The 18,992-nt window shown below is 59.6% G+C and carries 21 protein-coding genes and 1 pseudogene; 14 read left to right on the forward strand and 8 right to left on the reverse strand.

Annotated features, from left to right (window positions below):
• Positions 1 to 105 precede the first annotated feature (105 nt).
• From tgtA to HBOR_RS02930, 4 genes are all read left to right on the forward strand, one after another.
• Positions 106 to 1,608, forward strand: a complete 1,503-nt coding sequence (gene tgtA / locus HBOR_RS02915; RefSeq protein WP_006055232.1) for a tRNA guanosine(15) transglycosylase TgtA — start codon at positions 106 to 108, stop codon at positions 1,606 to 1,608.
• 79 nt (positions 1,609 to 1,687) lie between these two features.
• Positions 1,688 to 1,963, forward strand: a complete 276-nt coding sequence (locus HBOR_RS02920; RefSeq protein WP_006055231.1) for a winged helix-turn-helix domain-containing protein — start codon at positions 1,688 to 1,690, stop codon at positions 1,961 to 1,963.
• Positions 1,964 to 2,017: 54 nt separating this feature from the next.
• Positions 2,018 to 2,323 (forward strand): hypothetical protein, encoded by a 306-nt coding sequence (locus HBOR_RS02925; RefSeq protein ID WP_006055230.1) that lies wholly within the window; start codon positions 2,018 to 2,020, stop codon positions 2,321 to 2,323.
• Between the two features lie 188 nt (positions 2,324 to 2,511).
• A complete protein-coding gene (locus tag HBOR_RS02930; protein ID WP_006055229.1) occupies positions 2,512 to 4,545 on the forward strand; it encodes a DUF7282 domain-containing protein in 2,034 nt (677 codons plus the stop codon).
• A 125-nt stretch (positions 4,546 to 4,670) separates the two neighbouring features.
• On the opposite strand, the gene HBOR_RS02935 is transcribed toward HBOR_RS02930, so the two are convergent.
• The gene (locus HBOR_RS02935; protein WP_006055228.1) at positions 4,671 to 5,174 is read right to left on the reverse strand and encodes a pyridoxamine 5'-phosphate oxidase family protein; all 504 of its coding nucleotides are present in this window, start codon (positions 5,172 to 5,174) and stop codon (positions 4,671 to 4,673) included.
• 204 nt (positions 5,175 to 5,378) lie between these two features.
• Between HBOR_RS02935 and arcS the strand changes: the two genes are divergently transcribed.
• The 5 genes from arcS to HBOR_RS02960 all read left to right on the forward strand — a co-directional run bounded on the left by arcS (position 5,379) and on the right by HBOR_RS02960 (position 8,593).
• Positions 5,379 to 7,136 carry an archaeosine synthase subunit alpha gene (gene arcS / locus HBOR_RS02940; RefSeq protein ID WP_006055227.1) on the forward strand — a complete coding sequence of 586 codons (1,758 nt, stop codon included), beginning with the start codon at positions 5,379 to 5,381 and terminating at the stop codon, positions 7,134 to 7,136.
• An 85-nt stretch (positions 7,137 to 7,221) separates the two neighbouring features.
• A complete protein-coding gene (locus HBOR_RS02945; protein ID WP_006055226.1) occupies positions 7,222 to 7,626 on the forward strand; it encodes a hypothetical protein in 405 nt (134 codons plus the stop codon).
• A 46-nt stretch (positions 7,627 to 7,672) separates the two neighbouring features.
• Positions 7,673 to 7,957: a ubiquitin-like small modifier protein 1 gene (locus HBOR_RS02950; RefSeq protein WP_049890435.1), complete on the forward strand. Its 285-nt coding sequence runs from the start codon at positions 7,673 to 7,675 to the stop codon at positions 7,955 to 7,957.
• A gap of 49 nt (positions 7,958 to 8,006) precedes the next feature.
• Positions 8,007 to 8,228, forward strand: coding sequence for a hypothetical protein (locus HBOR_RS02955; RefSeq protein WP_049890549.1), 222 nt, complete (start codon positions 8,007 to 8,009; stop codon positions 8,226 to 8,228).
• 5 nt (positions 8,229 to 8,233) lie between these two features.
• Positions 8,234 to 8,593: a hypothetical protein gene (locus HBOR_RS02960; protein ID WP_006055223.1), complete on the forward strand. Its 360-nt coding sequence runs from the start codon at positions 8,234 to 8,236 to the stop codon at positions 8,591 to 8,593.
• A gap of 28 nt (positions 8,594 to 8,621) precedes the next feature.
• On the opposite strand, the pseudogene HBOR_RS02965 reads toward HBOR_RS02960, so the two are convergent.
• The 6 genes and pseudogenes from HBOR_RS02965 to HBOR_RS02985 form a co-directional block, all read right to left on the reverse strand.
• Positions 8,622 to 8,912: pseudogene (locus HBOR_RS02965) on the reverse strand (ATP-binding cassette domain-containing protein); the annotation flags it as partial.
• A gap of 135 nt (positions 8,913 to 9,047) precedes the next feature.
• Positions 9,048 to 9,512, reverse strand: a complete 465-nt coding sequence (locus HBOR_RS02970) for a methylated-DNA--[protein]-cysteine S-methyltransferase (RefSeq protein WP_006055221.1) — start codon at positions 9,510 to 9,512, stop codon at positions 9,048 to 9,050.
• A gap of 378 nt (positions 9,513 to 9,890) precedes the next feature.
• Positions 9,891 to 10,064, reverse strand: a complete 174-nt coding sequence (locus HBOR_RS19860; RefSeq protein WP_006055220.1) for a hypothetical protein — start codon at positions 10,062 to 10,064, stop codon at positions 9,891 to 9,893.
• A 94-nt stretch (positions 10,065 to 10,158) separates the two neighbouring features.
• Positions 10,159 to 11,211: a methyltransferase gene (locus HBOR_RS02975; RefSeq protein ID WP_013440467.1), complete on the reverse strand. Its 1,053-nt coding sequence runs from the start codon at positions 11,209 to 11,211 to the stop codon at positions 10,159 to 10,161.
• A gap of 390 nt (positions 11,212 to 11,601) precedes the next feature.
• The gene (locus HBOR_RS02980) at positions 11,602 to 12,258 is read right to left on the reverse strand and encodes a helix-turn-helix domain-containing protein (RefSeq protein WP_006055218.1); all 657 of its coding nucleotides are present in this window, start codon (positions 12,256 to 12,258) and stop codon (positions 11,602 to 11,604) included.
• Positions 12,259 to 12,358: 100 nt separating this feature from the next.
• On the reverse strand, positions 12,359 to 13,684 hold the full coding sequence (locus HBOR_RS02985) for an RNA-guided endonuclease InsQ/TnpB family protein (RefSeq protein WP_006055217.1): 1,326 nt from the start codon (positions 13,682 to 13,684) through the stop codon (positions 12,359 to 12,361).
• A 218-nt stretch (positions 13,685 to 13,902) separates the two neighbouring features.
• On the opposite strand from HBOR_RS02985, the gene HBOR_RS02990 reads away from it, so the two are divergent.
• Both HBOR_RS02990 and HBOR_RS02995 read left to right on the forward strand, forming a co-directional pair.
• A complete protein-coding gene (locus HBOR_RS02990; RefSeq protein ID WP_006055216.1) occupies positions 13,903 to 14,667 on the forward strand; it encodes an alpha/beta fold hydrolase in 765 nt (254 codons plus the stop codon).
• 201 nt (positions 14,668 to 14,868) lie between these two features.
• Entirely contained in the window at positions 14,869 to 16,113 is a 1,245-nt protein-coding gene (locus HBOR_RS02995) for an NADH dehydrogenase (RefSeq protein ID WP_006055215.1), read from the forward strand.
• A gap of 105 nt (positions 16,114 to 16,218) precedes the next feature.
• On the opposite strand, the gene HBOR_RS19865 is transcribed toward HBOR_RS02995, so the two are convergent.
• Complete coding sequence (locus tag HBOR_RS19865) at positions 16,219 to 16,389, reverse strand: DUF7331 family protein (protein WP_006055214.1); 171 nt, start codon at positions 16,387 to 16,389, stop codon at positions 16,219 to 16,221.
• Between the two features lie 229 nt (positions 16,390 to 16,618).
• On the opposite strand from HBOR_RS19865, the gene HBOR_RS03000 reads away from it, so the two are divergent.
• From HBOR_RS03000 to HBOR_RS03010, 3 genes are all read left to right on the forward strand, one after another.
• On the forward strand, positions 16,619 to 17,725 hold the full coding sequence (locus HBOR_RS03000; RefSeq protein WP_006055213.1) for a putative sulfate/molybdate transporter: 1,107 nt from the start codon (positions 16,619 to 16,621) through the stop codon (positions 17,723 to 17,725).
• A 95-nt stretch (positions 17,726 to 17,820) separates the two neighbouring features.
• On the forward strand, positions 17,821 to 18,579 hold the full coding sequence (locus HBOR_RS03005; protein ID WP_006055212.1) for an AzlC family ABC transporter permease: 759 nt from the start codon (positions 17,821 to 17,823) through the stop codon (positions 18,577 to 18,579).
• Positions 18,579 to 18,953: an AzlD domain-containing protein gene (locus tag HBOR_RS03010; protein ID WP_006055211.1), complete on the forward strand. Its 375-nt coding sequence runs from the start codon at positions 18,579 to 18,581 to the stop codon at positions 18,951 to 18,953. Before HBOR_RS03005 ends, HBOR_RS03010 begins: the two co-directional genes overlap by 1 nt.
• Positions 18,954 to 18,992 lie beyond the last annotated feature (39 nt).

Raw genomic sequence — 18,992 nt, forward strand, 5'->3', positions numbered from 1 at the left:
GATCATAAACTAAAAACTGACCTTTAGTTTAAAACGCCAGTCACTGGCGGAACAGATACCGCTCACGAACGCAACCCTTAGCAACGCCCCTCGGAAAAACGAACCATGCGCGATCACTTCGAGATACGCGATGGGGACGTTGCCGGCCGAATTGGCGAACTCACTGTCCCCCGCGCGGGCGTAACAGTTGAGACGCCGGCGTTGTTGCCGGTGATCAACCCCAACATCGTCACGGTGTCGCCCGCGCGCCTCGAATCCGAGTTCGGGGCGCAGATTCTCATCACGAACTCCTACATCATCCACAAGAACGACGACTTACACGAGGAAGCCCTCGACGTCGGTCTCCACGAGATGCTGGACTTCGACGGTGCGATCATGACCGACTCGGGGTCGTTCCAACTCGCGGAGTACGGCGATATCACGGTGACGACGCGTGAGATTCTGCAGTTCCAGTACGATATCGGGACGGACATCGGCACACCCGTCGATATTCCGACGCCGCCGGACGTGCCCCGCGAACAGGCCGAGCGCGAACTCGCCGTCACCGAGGAGGCTCTGCAAGATGCCGAAGACGTTGATACTGGTGAGATGCTGGTCAACGCACCCGTACAGGGTTCGACGTATCCGGACCTCCGAGAAGAGGCAGGTCGGGCGGCTTACGAAACCGACTTGGACGTGTTCCCCATCGGCGCTGTCGTTCCGTTGATGAACTCTTACCGCTACGACGACATGGTGGACGTTGTTGCGGGCGCAAAGCGGGGACTCGGCCGCGACGCGCCAATTCACCTGTTCGGCGCGGGCCATCCGATGATGTTCGCTCTCGCCGTCGCTATGGGGTGTGACCTGTTCGATTCAGCGGCCTACGCGCTTTACGCCCGTGACGGCCGCTACCTCACCGTCCGCGGCACCGAACATTTAGAGGACCTCGACTATCTTCCGTGTTCGTGTCCCATCTGTACGTCGCACTCGCCGGACGAACTCCGCGCGGCCGACGAGACGGAACAGGAACGTCTTCTCGCAGAACACAACCTCCACGTTTCCTTCGAGGAACTGCACCGCGTGAAGCAGGCGATTCGCTCGGGCAATCTCCTCGAACTCGTCGAGGAACGTGCACGGTCACACCCGGCGATGCTCGATGGCTACCGCGCTCTCCTCGAACACACCGACCAACTCGAACGCGAGGACCCCGTCTCGAAAGGGTCGTTCTTCTATCTCTCCGAGGAGAGTGCGTTCCGGCCCGAGGTCCGTCGGCACCACGACAGACTCGCTCGGCTGGATGCAACGGGGACAGTTCTGCTCACACAGGGCGGGACACCGAAAGGCGATCAGTTCGACGCGACGTGGCGGGTCGTCCCGCCGTTCGGTCCGTTCCCGCGCGCCCTCTCGGAAACGTACCCGCTCACTGCGGAGGTGCCGGACCGAACCGACCGCGCCGCCTACGAGATGGCCGCCGAGGGCGTCGCACGACTCGCCGCGGAGAATCCCGAGACCGCGTTCGTCCTCGCCCACGACGGGTGGCCTGAGTCAGCACTCGAACGCGTCCCGGACGACGTGACGACGGAGTCGATCCACAGCGTCTCGCCCGAAAACGGCGAGGAGACGGTCTGACTGTTCAGTTTCGACTAGACGACCACATCAACCGATCCGTTCGATGGGCTTAGGTGGCGCGCGCGAGTGACTGCGTACGATGGAGGCCGTCTTGTGGTACGTACTCACGGGCACGCGTGGCGGAGCGAACCGTGCGCGTATCCTTCGCGCCCTCGACTCGCGGCCTCGGAATGCGAACCAACTCGCTGAAGACCTCGATTTAGACTACAAGACGGTCAGACACCACCTCGACGTACTGATGGAAAACAGCGTCGTCCAGAGTAGCGGGGACGATTACGGTGCCGTTTACCTCCCCACTGATCGGGCACGCGCGAACTGGGACACGATAGAGGAGATACTGGACGGAATGGACTAACCATGGTGGAATTTGGGAAAGTGTATATCAAGTGCAGGCGGCAAGGGAGAACGAATGAGCATCTGGTTTGACGTTGCGCGGGTTGCGAGCGCCCTGAACGTCCTGTTACTGCTAGGTCTCGCCTCGGTCTGGGCCCGTAACTATCTCGAAATCCGCTCGAAGTACCCGCTCGGTCTCCTCGTCTTCGCCGTCCTTCTCCTCGCCGAGAACGCCCTCGCGTTGTATATCTACCTCGTGGACCCCACGCTGAGGGACTGGTTCACCACTGACGTTCCGGCTATCGCGTGGCGAGCGATGATGCTCCTGCACGTCCTCGAAACGCTCGGTCTGCTGTTCCTCGCGTGGATTACGTTCGACTGACGCTTCTTTTCGGCTGTCTTTACCCGCTCTTGTTTGTCGCCTGTTGATACTGTCGCGCTGACACACCGTTCTGACTTCGTGACAGTTCCGATGCCGGTCGAAAAACCGAGGCACGTCGGTCGAATCAGGGGTGAATTTGGGTGAAAGTCCGGAAAATCTTCTTTTAAATATCGATCCCCGTCCATGGTATGCAACGCGCATTGACAGTGTTCGTAACGTTGGTCGTTCTCGTCGGAACCGCTCCGGCGGGCGCGGCCGCAACGCCCGCGGCGCAGCAGTCGTCGGGGGCGTCGGTATCGTTCGCCGCACAATCATCCGGTGGTTCGACGGTCGTCGTGGAAAACGTCACACTTCCCGACGGCGGGTTTGTCACAATCCACGACGCATCCGTCGCAGACGGTAATGTCCTCGGGAGCGTTGTCGGGTCGTCGGCGTATCTCGATGCGGGAACGCACGAGAACGTGACCGTTCACCTCGACGAACCGCTCTCGGAATCCGGCGCGTTCGTCGCCATGCCGCACATGGACACCGACGGTGACCGCGTTTACGACTTCGTCGCGGACAACGGCGAAACCGACGGTCCGTACACGGCCGACGGGAGCGCCGTCATCTCGCAGGCGAACGTCACCGTCTCTGCGACAGTGTCGATGTCGGACCAGCCGACCGACGGCACGTCCGTCGTCGTTGACCGCGTGGAACTCTCCGACGGTGGGTTCGTGACGGTTCACGACGCCTCTGTCACCGAGGGTGAAGTGTTCGAGAGCATCCGCGGCACGTCCGCATATCTCGAAGCGGGCGTCCACGAGAACGTCCGCATCACTCTCGACACGCCTGTCGAGAAGAACACCACGCTGGTTCCGATGGCACACATGGACACCGACGGCGACCAGATGTACACCTTCCCCGAAAGCGAAGGTGAGACGGACGGTCCGTACACGGCTAACGGCAGCGCTGTCGTCGATACCGCCGCCGTGACGCTCTCGGAGACGGCGAACGTCACCTTCTCTGCGCAGTCCTCCGGCGGACAGTCCGTCGTCGTTGACTCCGCGTACCTGCCAGAAGGCGGGTTCGTGACGGTTCACGACGCGACGCTGAACGATGGTGCGGTGTTCGAGAGTATCCGCGGCACCTCCGCGTATCTCGCCCCCGGCCTGCACAAGAACGTCCGCGTCAGCCTCGATGCGCCGCTGAACAACTCCACGACGCTCGTTCCGATGGCGCACATGGATACGGACGACAATCAGGAATACACGTTTCCTGAAAGCGAGGGCGAGGCGGACGGTCCGTACACGGCTGACGGCGGTGCCGTCGTCGCGCAGGCCAACGTCACGCTCTCGGCCAGCGTTGACATGTCGATGCAGGCGTCTGACGGCCACAGCGTCGTCGTGGACCGCGTCGAACTTTCCGAAGGCGGGTTCGTGGTTGTCCACGATTCCTCCCTGTTCGCCGGCGAAGTTGAGGGAAGCATCCTCGGCACCTCTGACTACCTCGAACCGGGTGTCCACGAGAACGTCACCGTGACGTTCGCAGAGCCGATTCGCGCCTCGCAGACGCTGGTGCCGATGGCGCATATGGACACGAACGGCAACGAAGCATACGATTTCCCCGAAGCGGACGGCCCGTACACCGCAGGCGGTAACGCGGTCGTCGATACGGCCCGTACCTCGGTGAACGCCGTCGTCACCGCCGCCGACCAGACGACTGACGGACAGACGGTCACTATCGACTCCGTGACGCTCCACGACGGCGGGTTCGTCACTGTCCACGACGCAACCGTCTCCGAGGGTGCTGTGTTCGAGAGCGTGCGCGGCACGTCCGCGTATCTCTCGCCCGGGACCCACGAGAACGTCACTGTCGAACTCTCCAAGCCGCTGACCGAGACGACGACGATTGTTCCGATGGCGCACATGGACACGAACGGCAACGAGGCGTACGACTTCGTGACCAGTGACGGTGCAGAGGACGGTCCCTACGTTGCCCTCGGCGGCGCGGTCGTCGCGACCGCCGAAGCCTCGGTCGAAGACGGCGAGATGACCGAGACCGAGATGAACGCAGAGACGATGACGGAAACCGAAATGGCGGACGAAGAGACTGAGATGGAAACCGGGACTGAGATGAACGAGGCGACGGACGGCACCGATACCGGAACGCCCGGATTCGGCGTCGTTGTCGCCATCATCGCACTCGTCGCCGCGGCCCTTATCGCTGTCCGCCGCGACTAAACGCGACTGACTCCGGCATCTCACGCACTCGTACTTCTTTCACGCGTCGCTGACCGAGTGGCGACACTCGCTTTACTTTACGGAAACACAAGGAGAAAGCCCCGCCCTTTAGAGCGGGGAGGATGTCAATTGTCGTTGGCGTCGCCGTTCGACTCGTTGTTCGCCTCATCAGCAACTACGTCGCGCATCCGACCAGAGTAGTCCCACGAGTGCAGGCGTGTGGGCGTGATGCGGATTCGAACCTCCTCGCGGTCGTCGTCGAGGAGAAACGAACCGAGTTCGTTCTCCGTTCCGCCGAGGTATCGTTCCAAGAGGCTTCGCAACAGTGTTTTCTCCTCGTCGGGTTCTATCGACGCCGTGCCCCGCCCGCGGACGCCGCGGTACGGCGGATCGTTCGTCGAGATCTCGAACGCGACATCGTCGTTTGCGCGGAGAAAACGCACCACGTCGGCGTCGGCGCTCGTCGCACAGCACAACTCAGAACTATCCTCTCCGCCGACCCATTCGTACCACAGCGAAAGCATCCACAAATCGTCGCTCGGCGTCCGGCACGCCAGACGTACGGGAACCGTCGATTCTCGGAGGAACGTCTCCGCCTCGTCCGCCGGCCAGTGGTCGGTTCGTTTCATACGTTCCGTTCGTACTCTCGACAGAAAAAACACGAGGCAGAACAATATTGGACATTCTCGGGAGCTACTGTATGCTTTTGGTTACTAGTGGCAGTATATTAGTTTCTTCGCGTGCGCGAGTGCGAAGGACCGGCAGAATGATCGCAGAATAGAGCGCCACTGGAGAAGGGAAGATAGTTCACCCTCCACGGCCGAATCCGAGGTATGACTGACTACTTCGAGATTCACGGGCGCGACGGGGCGGCCCGTCTCGGCGAACTCCGACTCGCCGATCCCGTGACGACTCCCGCTCTCGCCGACGAGGTGGTGGAGGACACAGGGAGTCTCTGGGCTGCAGAGCGGGACGTTCCCGAGGGGGCCGACGACGTGCTGACGGTGCTTCCCCACCGGTCGTTCCCCGCCGGAACCGACGACAAAGTACAGTCGTCGTTCGCCGTCGATTCCCCTGACGTTGACTATCCCTCAGCAGCCGTCGTCACCGCTGAGACGGCCACCGACGCCGGTTCGGACGCGTATATCCTCTCGAACGCACAGGGGTTCGTCGGCCACGCCTCCGCGTTCCGCGACGCTATCGTCGCCGCAAAAGATGCGCTTCCCGCCGATACGGCACTCTATCTTTCGGGTGTCGCCACGCCGCGCAACGTCGCCACGCTCGTCTACGCCGGGGTTGACCTCGTAGACGCCAAACTCGCCCGCGTAAAGGGCCGACAGGGGATGTATCTCACGAGCGAGAACGAGTATTTCCTCGAAGACCTTGATGAACTCCCCTGCACCTGTGCGGCGTGTCAGACGCCCCGTGAGGAGTTCACCCACGAAGACTGTGCGGCGCACAACGTGAACGCGCTCCGCGCAGAACTCGCAACTGTTCGCCAGCGGATTCGAGACGGCCGTTTGCGTGATTATATCGAAGGACAGGCCCGCCACAACCAGTGGTTGACCGCCGCCTTCCGGGAGTTCGACCAGCAGTACGGCTACCTCGAAGAGCGGACGCCTCTCATCCGGAACTCAGAGATTGCCGCGGCCTCTTCGGACAGCATTCGGCGCGTCGAGATTCAACGGTTCGCAGAGCGGGTGACGTCGCGCTACAAGAACCGATTCGATAATCCGCTCGTCCTCGTTCCGTGTTCGGCGACGAAACCGTACAGCGAATCGCAGAGTCACAGCCAGTTCCACGACGCCGTGCAGTTCCGTGCGCATCTTGCCTCGATGACCTCTCCGATCGGTGTCGTCCCGTCGGAACTCGAACTCACCTATCCCGCCCAGCACTACGACACCGTGGTGACGGGGCGGTGGTCCGAAGACGAAAAGCAGTTCGTCGCCAGTGTCCTCACACAGTATCTCGAACGCAACGACTATCCGCGGGTTGTCGCACACGTCCCCGAACACGGCTACCGCGACATCTGCGAACGCGTCGAGCAGGAAGTCGATGTACCGTTCGAGTACACCGTCGAGGACCACCCGACGACCACAGACTCCATCGCCAACCTGATGTCCACGCTACAGGGCGAACTGAAGTACTCAAAGCGGGAACGCCAGCACAACACCGTGAAAGCGATTGCCGACTATCAATTCGGTGACGGTGCTGGTGACGCGCTCTTCGCTGACGTGGACGTGCAGATGACGAGTCGCTACCCGAAACTCCAGGTCAGAAACGGCGACGGCGATCAGTTGGCCGCGATGGTACCGCAGTACGGCGTTCTCTCCTTTACGCTCGCCGGTGCGCGTGTCTGGAGCGACTCGGACGCACCAACGAAACGCGTCGAAATCGACAACTTCGCGCCGCACGGGAGTGTCCTCGCACCCGGTGTCGTGGACGCGGACGACGATATTCGCGTGGGCGACGAAGTCATCGTCGAAGGCCCGAAGGCGTTCGCCGTCGGCCGCGCGGAGATGTTCGGCGCGGAGATGACCGAAAGTACGCGCGGCGTCGCCGTCGAAGTACGCCACGTCGAAGAGAAGTAGTCGGCTCGGAGCGGATCTGCCGACCGTTCCAGCACGACTCGGAATCGCCCACGACTTTTTATCTTCCCGTGACGACGGATTGTGCATGACAGACGATACCAGCGACCGACGGATTTCGCTCGGCGTCCCACAGCAAATTCTCGACTCACTTCCCGAGGATGGCGGGAACGCGGCGGCGGATCTGAAACGGGCAGTCGAGGGTATCGAGACGAGTTTGAACGATGCGTTCGAGCGGGCAGAGTCGGATTCCGAGGCGGCGAGTTACGCCGTTGACGCCATCGAACACCTCGAAGACCGGATGGAGACGTACGACGCGTTCGTTCCTGAACTCCGCGCGTGGGGCCAGTCGCCAATCTATGCTATCGCGTGGCGAAACCTCCAAGCCGACCTCATCGCGCAAATTCGAGCGTACGACTGGCTCGACACGCACATCGAACGCGAGCGGAACTACCGACTAGTCGAAGACGGAATTAGGTTCGACAAGCGCTGAACACGACGGCGCGCACTTTTTTGGCCGCCGGAACGCATCGATACGTATGAGGGTGCAGATGCGGTTCTTCGCCAATTTCCGTGAGGCGGTGGGGACGAAGACCATCGAACGAGACTACGAGGTGACGACCGTCGGCGACGCCCTGCGCGAACTCGAAGCCGAGTACAGTGGTCTTGCGGGGGAACTCCTCGAAGACGGCCACGTCCGTCCGCAAGTGAACGTGCTGTTGAACGGCCGCGACGTGCAACACGAACAGGGCATCGAAACCGAACTCGGCGACGAAGATACGCTCAGTATCTTCCCGCCGGTCGCCGGAGGTATGCGTGATTGACGACGATGAAGGGACGGTAACGCGTGAGAAATCGTTCCGCGGAATCTCAATGCGTCTCGCCGGTCAGTACCTCGAAAATCTAGGCGGCGAACGCGTCGCAGAGGACCGTGTTGAGGGCGACGGGTGGACCGCGTCGCTCTCGGCCCAGAAGGTTCCTATCGGGCCGACTATCGAGCTCACCGAGGTCACCGTCACGTTCGAGGGCGACCCGAGCATCCTTGACGACCTCATCGACCGCTTCTCCCAGAAGGCGATGCGGGCGGGCGGCTAACTCGGATGACGACGACGGTTCCGCTGGACGGCGACGTTCTTCTCCTTGCGGGTGCGCGTGCCAGCGTCACTCCCAACCAACTACCTGACCTCGTTCATCGCGCGCAGTCGTATCTTGTTCAACGGACTGCAGAGTACGACCGCCGGTTCGAGTGCATTTACGACGACGCCGACCGGTCTGTCTTTCTCGTTCCTAAGGACCACTGGGCCGAACTCGGATCGGAGCTCGAACTCGAAAACCGGGAGGCAGACGCACTCCGCCGCGCACACGAACAGCAACTGCTCCGCATCGGCACGAAACACGGGCGACGTGACGAGTTCGAGTCCGCAATGGAGATTCGAGAAGCCGTCGTCGTCGGTCGATAGCTTGGCCCCTCCGCTTTGGAAGCTATTCGACGTGTTCACGCCTGGTGAGTGAGCTGTAGACCCCAAATCGATCCGGGAGGATTCCCGTTCGGGCGTGAATTGCACTGGCATTCGTCTGTGCATCGATGCCGAGAACGGTTGCGTTCCCGCTAGTTGGCCGCGTGTAATCCATCAACATGTCAATGGTGGTTGACTTCCCTGCGCCGTTCGGGCCGAGGAATCCGTAGACTTCTCCTTCCCGCACCGAGAGTGAGAGGTCTGTAACTGCGGGAGTTCCGTCGTCCCGCTTTGTCAGGTCGCTTGTCTCAATGGCTGGCATGGGGACCATCTTTTTCTGTGATCTCAACCGTTAATATTGGTTTGATTGACAGGTTCTCTGGAGACTGAAATGTCTGGGGACGACCCTATAACCCGGTTGACGAGCGTAGTGTTGCACGGTACAACGCTGCGTCCGCTATTTCTCGGGTTGCGCTTGGTTTCTCGCGGTCGTAATATCGTCAAGCGTTGCTTGGACGCCGTCTGTTACGGCGTCTGCTCGTTCAAGAGCGAGTAATCGATGTTTTAGTGTCTCTCCGTGTTCCCCGCCAGCGGAGAACCCACCGAGTGACTCGGTGCCGACAATCCGGTGGCACGGGACGAGAATCGGAACGGGGTTTCGACCACAGGCTTGACCAACCGCAACCGGGGCCGTTTGGAGTTCTGTCGCAATTTCCCCGTAGGTTCGGGTTTCTCCGTACGGGATCTGTCGCATACAGCGCATCACCGCTCCAGTCAATCCTTCTGGGAACCGAATGTCCACGTCGAACGTCGAGCGTTCTCCTCGCTCGTACGCTGCGATCTGGTTTCGGATCGATGTTGGTTCAGAATCAGTGATCGATTCGTCCAATTCGACGTCGATATCGAAGACTGTTACTTGCATTGGGGTTTGCACCGGCTATTCGGAGGTGAGATTCTACACAGAGAAGTTTGCGAGACTTCGGTTCGAGTGCCACGCTTCGGCTTTGCCTTCATTTCCTCGCGGGTGAGTCCGACTTGACGTATTCGTCGATCAGGGCGATTGTCGGGCCGCCGGCAGCGTACATTCACAAGAAACGGATCCCGACCGCTTAGTCGTTAGCCAACCGCAGTGAAAGTGAACGCGAACGCGAGGGTGAAAATGAACTCGGCATGAATCTCGACCGTCTCATAACAGCCGATTAATTCAGTACCCCCTCGCGCGAATCCGACGGGGCTATCGATTTTCGTGAAACAATGAGAGAACGTCCAACAGTGGCGATTTGATCCGGTCTGTGCTCTACTATGTCGCCTGTTTCAGCACTTGCGGAACGACTAGAATCTCGATGACTGCGATGCCGAGTACGATCCATCGCATCATCTCATCAAGCATGAAGAACGCGAGAAATACAAGTATCGCGGCATTGGCGAATCCTATCCCGTAGCGGATGGCTGGGCTTTCGAATGGAGAGCTCATACGATGAATCAACCTGATGACGAGTTATATCTTTTTAATATCGTGTCTGGTGAACTGATCGTCTGCTATTTTCGATCCCGCCGAGTGCCACCCCTTACTGCTTGGTCGCCTCGACAATCGCCATTCCCGAGATGGGACCGACACTCTGGCGTTGGATACCGGTAAACCCGGCTGCCTGAAGCCACGAGGATACTTCGTCGTGTTCGTAAACGTTTGCCCCGAGCGTCGTATGATAGGTCAGTGCGACGAACCGTAAGCCTGCACGGCTAACCGGCGTCCGCCCGCTCCCCTCCCACTGGTCGAGTACGACTATCCGGCCGCCCGGTGCGAGCGCGTCCCTCACCCGCTCGAAAAGGGCGGTGTTTTCTGCTGGACTGTGCGCGTGGACGACGTTGAAAAGTAGAGCCATGTCGTATCCCTCTCCGAGGTCGTCGGTCCAGTAGTCGCCCGTCCGAGTACCCAGACGCCCAGCTAGCTCGTCGGGAATGTCGTCCTCCATTGCGTCGATAGCGCCCGGGTAGTCGAAGACAGTGGCCGAGAGCTTCGGATGTCGTCGGCACAATTCCATGGCGTACAATCCGTGACCGCCGCCGACATCCAACAGACGGCTCTGTCCCGCTGGAACGGTCATCGAATCGACCACGTCGTCGACGAGGAGCGACGCCGTCGCCCGGAATCCCTCCTGTGCAGTCTCCCAGCGAGCGGGGTCTTCGTCGAACCACTCGTAGATGGATTGGCTCGGCTCACCCTCGCGGATCGCGGTTTCGAGTTCTTGCTCCCAGAACGGAAAGACGAGGTCGTTCCAGTAGGTCAACCAAGGCCCCATGTTCGTCTCGGACTCGGCCAACAGCCATTTCTCCGTCATTCCGGTGAGCCGGTACCGGTCCCCGACCGCTTCGAGGTATCCTTCGCTTACGAGGAAATTACAAAACACAGCGATTCCGTCAGGATGGGCGTCGAGGCGGTCGGCAAGATCCTCAGCCGTAAGCGGGCGATCTACATCCGCTATGGTCTCGAAGAGACCGATCTCTAACGCGAGTGTAACCGACCTGAAACTCGATGCGCCGAACAAATCGAGCATCGGGGCTGGGCCCTTGTTGAGTCGGAGCAAAACCAGCCGTTCGAGGAAGCTAGGATTTACCGGCATACTCCCCCCTTGAGAGCGTCGTTCAGATTGGAGCCACGCTGATCCGAGACGTCCACACGAGACCGGGCTTCGGTGAGCGAACTGCTCTGGACGCACCAACCGTCCCAGGCCTCGAGGTGACGGACGGATTCGACACGGTGACCAGTACGCGACGCTGCATCAGTGTTCGGGCGCGTTTTTGTGTCTCTCATCAGCGTTGGCGTAGAACTCTAGTTGGGTTCTGTATTTGTGCTACAGTCATGGAAATTTAAACCGGGATATATGAAAATAAACGACGGAACTGAATATCGTTACTGCCGCAGTCATAGGGCTATTTTTAAAGCACAACACGGTCTGAACCGCGCCAGATAGGAACGACTCAATCTGCACGTGAGGTGATCCGACGCAACATCAGCAAACAATTTCGCTAAATACACATTCTTCGACTTTTCGGAGGTGTTCACCAACTGTCGCAGGAGCGATTCCAACAACCTCGCCAATGTCTTCGAGTGTCGCTTGACGAGGCTCGTTGTAATATCCCAGATCGACTGCCGTCTCTAGGACTTCCTCTTGCCGAGGTGTGAACATCCTGCTGAACGATGATTGGTCTGGATCGAAATCACCCATCTCGAGTATTTCAAATGTAATACTATCTGCTTCGTCAACATTCTCGAATAGATTTTTGAAAGTTGCGTCGGTTCCGAGGCACGTTACTTTGAGAGATCCGTTTGACGTAAAGTAAATCGGTGTATCAATGACTAGGTGTGATTCTCGTTGGAGTTCCAGATTCCGGCGAACCTCTTCTGTCGGTTCAAACTGACTCACGGCCATCCAACGCTCATCTCCGGATACAAGATAATCAATGACGTGCGGCGAGTCATCCATGATTTCCCGATAGCGTTTCTGGCTGCCGCTTGCCTCGGCAAATAGCAGCACGGTATCATCAGCAAGCAGTTCGATATGGTGAATGGCTCTCCGCTTGATAGACGGCTCGTCCGTTAGCTCCCCTCCAAGTGGATGGAACGCATTCTCTCCATTTGGTTTGACTAGAACAGTAAGATATCGCATAGAATAACTTTGTGTGCGTTAATGTAAATGACCGTGGTTGACATCCTCCCGCGCGTGAACACGCGGGAATCCCACGGCACCGCACCGCTGGATTGGGATATTAAGGTTTGCAGTCTACCACTTGTTCCTGCGGTTGGAATCCGCTGGACAAGTCATGAAGGTAGACTCCGGGCTGTGCCAACCAGCCGGTACTCCTATTCCCGTCCAAACCGGGCGGAGACTCGGAGTTACTTTCTGCTTCGTTGATGTTGAGACGGATGTTCTCCGCCCCGTTCACGTCAGCGTTGAACGCCGCGTCACACTCATCACACACGTACAGGCCGCGTTCAACACGCTGACTGTCGTCTTTCCTACCGCAGACACAACACGTCTTACTCGTGTCGCGCTCTGAAACCTCTACGACATCAATGCCCTCAACCTTGGCTTTGTACGTGAGAATCTTGGTGAAGCGGTCGAACGCCCACCCGTGTAAGTCGAGGTTCCCGTGCTTTCCCCAGTTCTTTGACTCGCCGTTCTCATCCTCGCGGACACCAGCGAGCTTCCCGACGTTGATGCGACCCACGCCCCGCTCGATACACTTCTCCACAATGTGTTTCGCTAAGGAGTGAAAGAAGTGCGTGCGGCGCTCCGACCACTTGTGATGAAGTCGCGTGGCCCTATCGCCACCCGAGTCGTCGCACTTGGCGATTTCTTTCGGGAAGTAGTACCCGTCCTGTTTCAGACGGTTGCCGGGGTACAAGTCGGCTTCCTCGGTGCTGTATGCGACAGCGGCGAAGTTGCAGATACCGAGGTCGATACCTGCCGTCTCGGTACCGGGAGCGGTGGGCGCCTCGATTTCGTCTTTACAGACGAGGTGCAGTTCCCACCGCTCCTTTGATTGGTCGTAGACGGCACGGACTTGTTGCAGGTTTTCGACCGTGACGCCGGGTCGTGTCTCGTATTCGACAAGGATGTATTCCCATGCTCGGGGGTGTTCCTTGTGATTCGCGCCCTTCGAGAGGCGAACGCGGTTGTTTTTCGCGTCGTGTTTGATGCCGTTTTGCTTCCACGTTACAGTGGAGCGAGGGTGTTCTTCGTGGACGCGACGACCATGTTGATCGTAGTAGTTTTTCTTGCGGTAGCCGGGCGGATTCGCTCGACTGTCAGACTTCCTCTTACCGTACCACGAGTTGAAGGCTTCAGCGAGTTCCTCCAGAACGCGCTGACTGGACTGACTATGCAGTCCCTTGTATTTTGGATGGGTCTTCAACTCGTCTTTGAGGTCGCCGTGGTCGGGAATCTCACCCGTATCCTCCCACACGTTGCGGGAGTGGTAGTTGGCGACGTTCCAGAGCTTACTGGCCGACCACCCGTGCCGGTCGAGCATCTCAGCCACTTGGGAGTGGTTGAGGATTTTCGCTCGGTGGGTGCGGTGGACTTCCAGCATTCTGAACGTCTGTATAAGCACTTATACTCGCGTCTCTAGTAAATATTCGGATTGAGAATGGTGGAATATCCGGCCCTGCCATCAACGGTGGGTTGTGGAGTCGTTGTCAGATTCATCCTGACCCTTTAGGGTCAGGTATTCTCCTCGATTCTGTATAACTGGCCGAATAGCTGAGAGTCAGACTTAGCTGACTGCACCGCAAAGCAATGTCTCCTGCAATGAAGACGGTCACGTCGGCTGATGGAACGAGTATTGGGTACGAACGACACGGAGAAGGACCCTCGCTGATTCTCCTCCACGGCGGGTCCGGGACACGTCAGCATTGGGACGCACTCAGGCCACACCTCACCGACGATTTCACGCTGTCCATTCCCGACCGGCGGGGCCGTGGAGAAAGTGGCGACGGCGACAAGTATGATCTGAGTCGGGAGGTTGCTGACCTGCGTGCCCTCGTTGAGGCGGTAGACGGACCGACGACGGTGTTTGGTCACTCGTTCGGTGGTCTTGTCGCGCTTGCTGCCGCATCGGAGATTTCTCTCGACCGACTCGTGCTGTACGAACCCGCACTGTTGGTCGGTGACCACAGGGGAGATGACCTCGCCTCGCGGATGGAATCCCGACTCAATGCCGGTCAGCGTCAGGACGCAATGCGACTGTTCCTTGAGGAAGCGGGCGGCATCCCTGACGTTGAGCAGTTGCCGTGGTGGCCCGAGGAGGCAGGCCTCTCGCTCGCCGAAACCGTGGTCCGAGAGAACTACGAGGTGGAAGCGTACGAACTTCCGGCGGAACCCGATATCGACGTTCCGACCCTTCTCTTGACAGGCGAGTACGGGCCAGCACACCTTCGAGACGCTGTGTTCGAGCTGGACGAACGCCTGTCGGACAGTCGTGTTGTTGAATTCGACGGCGTCGGACACGTCGCTACGCAGTCAGAACCGGAACTGGTCGCAGACGCCGTGAGAAGGTTCGCCTACGGGGATTAGCACAAACATTCCCTCGCCATCGACTCGGTTGATAAATTCCGTGACGCGATATAGAACTAGCTGAATTTGCAGACTGGCGCGTATCGAATACTGGCTATTCTGCACATTCTCAATGGTATTTATTATCTGCCAGTCATCTCGGAATTGCTATGCGTAACAGAAATGCTATGGTGATGCTGCAGAGAGATCTAGAATAGGCTCATGAGCGTAAACCTCCAGCGGCTTGGACAAGCGGAGGTACCGGAGATCGCCACAACACTTCGTAACGCTGGCATTTCGGGTGCTGGTGGGGCGGGATTCCCGACGTACGCGAAGTGGGAGCGCCTCGATGAGGTGCCGTTTCTCCTCGTAAACCACCAGGAGAGCGAGCCGATCTACTACATCGACAAGTGGCTGGGCAAATCCCACACTGCGGATTTCGCGTCGTTGTTCGACGCGCTCCTCGAAGAGACGTTCGAGGTAATCGTCATCTGCGCCAAGGAAACCGACCGGGCGCAATGGATGGGAGAACTCGAAGCCGCCTTGGACGGGACGGTGTACACGGCAGCGCAGTTACCGATCGATCCGGCTGACGAGTCGGGTATCGTGTTCGCCTACACCGACGACAGATACGAGTACGGAATGGAGAGCGTCCTGCTCAGACTCGTCGCTGATGTCGTCCTACAGAACGAGCTACCGATGGACCACGGGTGGATTGTGCAGAACACCGAGACGATGTTCAACGTCCTCCATGCGTTGGACGAAGGCGAGGCCGTGACGCAAAAGTACGTCCACGTCGATGGAAACGTCCCACGTCACCGCTTCCTTTCGGCTCCGGTGGGAACGCCCGCTACGACGCTGCTCGAGGCCGCGGGGAGAGAGTCCACGGAACTGGACGACGGCGAAACGCTTGCTGACGGGGGTCCCGGTTGGTGCTTCGAAGTCGAGGTATCGCCAACCGAGTTCGGCGTCAGTAAGCGAACGAACTGCGTGCTCGCGCTTGACGAAGACATGGTCGCCGACAATACCCTTGGCGACGGTCGAGTCAACGTCCTCAACGCCTACGACTGGTCGGGCGACCACGAAACTGAGCCGACGACAGTCGAACCGGATGTCGTTCGTATTCCGCTCATCACCAACCCGGACTTCGGCGATGTCGTTGCAAAGAGCCGTCCAATCGTCGAAGCGGGAGCGGAGGTTACCGAAGGGGAGATGATCGCTGTTCCGGCGCAGGACGGAATTAGCAATAGCCAGCACGCGTCCATCGACGGCACCGTCGCTGCCGTGACGGAGACGCACATCGAAATCCGCCGTGAATCAAGTGAGGAGAACGCGGCTGGTGATCTGCTGGCTCACGACCGGATGGTCTACTGGACGTGGTGTACGGAGTGCGGTGCCTACATCGCCCGTCCCGAGTGGGAGCACCTGGGTGCGGGAACGGAGTACGTTTGCAAGGACTGCCGCTGAGCTAACAGACACGAGACCCTGGGTGTCTTCCTGCCGTACGCACCCGTGGGTCTCCGACACGTCCGCCACAATAGACGGCGGTCGGTACGGTGCTGACAGCCGTTGCTAGTTGTTCAGTGAGTGAGTGATGTCCGACCGAATCCAGGCATTCGCGTTGGTCTTGTCACAGACGACGTAGCTTGCTCCGTCCTCGTAGCCGGTAAAATCGTCCAGATCGGGCGCCTTCGACTCCGTCGATTCCGCGATTTTCTCGTGTGATTCAGTATCAGTACGCATAGATGTTTGAGTGAAACGACAGCTCGACCGTCGTTTCAAGCAACTATCCCCGTCAATGGAAGTCCGAGTTAAATGGTCTGCGGCTAGACAGTGCTAGTGTGTATATATACCATCCACTACCGCTGGACTACAAACGGATGTGAAACTAAAACCGGTTACAAATATCTGGTATACAGTCGGATTCGGTTACTGAATACTTTGATTGGTTGGTACGACGTGTCGTACGAGTATGTCGCTCTCGGCCGGCGTATTCGGTTCAGAATCCCCGAAGTTCTCGGTCGGAGCGTTCACCGGCGCGATAGGAGATTCGGTTACGGTACTCCCCGTCGTCGTCGCTATCGCGGCGTTGACCGAGCTATCGCTCTCACACCTCCTCTTGGGATTTGCTGTCTTTCAGGTCGTCTGGGGCGTTCGTTACGGTCTCCCCGTCTCCGTTGAACCGATGAAGGCGTTGGCCGCGCTCGTCATCGCGGGATCGCTTACCACGGACGAACTCGTCGTTGCTGGACTACTTGCGGGCGTGATCCTCTTCACCGCCGGTTCGACCCGAACACTACGTCGAGTGAGCCACTACGTCGGTGAACCCGTCGTCCGCGGCGTCCAACTCGCAGTCGCACTTCTGTTGCTCGAAACCGGCATCCGACTGAGCCTCGGAAGCCCCGCTTTCGCTACCCTTGCGGTCGGCGTCGCCGCGATAGTATCGGTCGCGGGATACCGCCGAGCGAGTGCGTTGGTCGTCCTCGCCGTCGGTTTCGGTGTCGTGATTCCGCAGACCGGTCTCCCGACGCCGCACGTTCCGAACGTAACGTTCGTGCTTCCGTCCCTGTCGGCCCTCTCGTCGTCGGCGCTTGAAGGAACCGCGGCGCAGTTGGCGATGACCGTCGGCAACGCCGCCGTCGCCACTTCGTTGCTCCTGTCTGACTACTACGACGCCGACGTGTCGCCGGACGAACTGGCGACGAGCATGGGCGTGATGAACTTGCTCGCCGTCCCGCTCGGTGCAGTGCCGATGTGCCACGGGAGCGGCGGTGTCGCCGGGAAGTACGCCTTCGGCGCGCGCACTGCGTGGTCGAATATCGTCCTTGGCACGCTGTATGCTCTCGCTGCCGTCTTTGCCGTCGGCATCGTCGCCGCATTCCCGCTCTCGATGCTCGGCGTCGTCCTCGCTCTCGTCGCCGTCGAACTCGGACGGGCGGGGTTCGACACCGACGCCCGCTGGTTTGCTGTCGGCGTTGGGCTGCTCGGCGTTGTGGCCAACGTCGGCGTCGCATTCGTCGTCGGCGTCGTCTGCTACATCCTTTGGAACCGCCGTTCGGATGCGACGACGCCGGTTTGATCGACTATCGTGATGATATTGCGACAGAATAGCATGACACGGCCATCCGTGCCGGAAACGGTACCGGTTAGTGGGGACGACGCACTCTTGCAGTCGTGTCCTTCATCCCACCAGAGGTTCGCCGCGGTGTCCGCGACGTAAGTCCGATTCTGGTCGGTATCATTCCGTTCGGTCTCGTGGCTGGCGTTGCGGCCGTCAACGCCGGACTCTCGCCACTCCAAGCGGTGGGGCTTTCTGTGGTCGTTTTCGCCGGTGCGTCGCAGTTAGCCATCATCGACCTGTTGGGACAGAACGCCGAACTCGTCGTCGTGTTCGTCACCGCCGTCGTCATCAATCTGCGGATGATGATGTACTCGGCGTCCATCGCGCCGCACTTTCGGCGCGTCCGGTCGCGGTGGAAGGCGGTTTCGTCGTATCTGCTCACCGATCAGGCCTACGCGCTCTCTATCGCTCGGTACAATGAGGGAGCGCCAGCGGAACGCCCGAACTCGAACGAGCGGCGGAACTACTACCTCGCCGTCGCGGCGTCGTTGTGGATCGTCTGGCAGGTGTGTACGGTTCTTGGTATCCTTCTCGGTACCGGTGTCCCCGATGCGTGGGGGCTTGAGTTCGCCGTCCCGCTCGTGTTTCTGGCACTCCTCGTTCCGTCGGTGTCGAATCGCCCGCGTCTCGTCGCGGCCGTTGTCGGCGGCGGCGTCGCCGTCGCAGGTGAAGTCGTCGTCGTTGGCGGCTCGCCCGGACTGCCGTTCAACCTCGGTCTCCTCCTCGGCGCGCTCGCGGGCGTCCTCGCTGGCGTCGCCGCCGCGGCAATCGGCGACGAGGCAGTCGAAACCGAAGAGGAGGTGAGTCACTGATGCCGACGGAGTACGGCCCGCTTTCGATTTGGGGCGTCGTCATCGCTGTCGGCATCACCACGTTCGCCATTCGCGCGTCGTTCATCTACCTGTTCGGCCGTATTGACACCGTCCCGCCACGACTGAAACACGCGCTCCGGTACGTCCCGCCTGCCGTGTTCGCCGCGCTCGTCGTTCCGGCGCTCGTTGTCAGTGAGGGTTCGGCCCACTTCGCGCCGATTTCGGTGTCGCTGTCGGACCTCTCTGTTGCGGTGGGCAACGAACGGCTTCTCGCGGGTATCGTCGCGGCCATCGTCGCGTGGCTCGCAGAGGACGTATTCGCCACCATCGCCGCCGGAATGGTGACGCTGTGGGTCCTCCGGTTCGTCGTCTGAAATCACTCGTTCCGGACTCGGCGCCGGAGTAAAAACGAA

This window comes from Halogeometricum borinquense DSM 11551 (genome assembly GCF_000172995.2).
Classification (GTDB): Archaea; Halobacteriota; Halobacteria; order Halobacteriales; family Haloferacaceae; genus Halogeometricum; species Halogeometricum borinquense.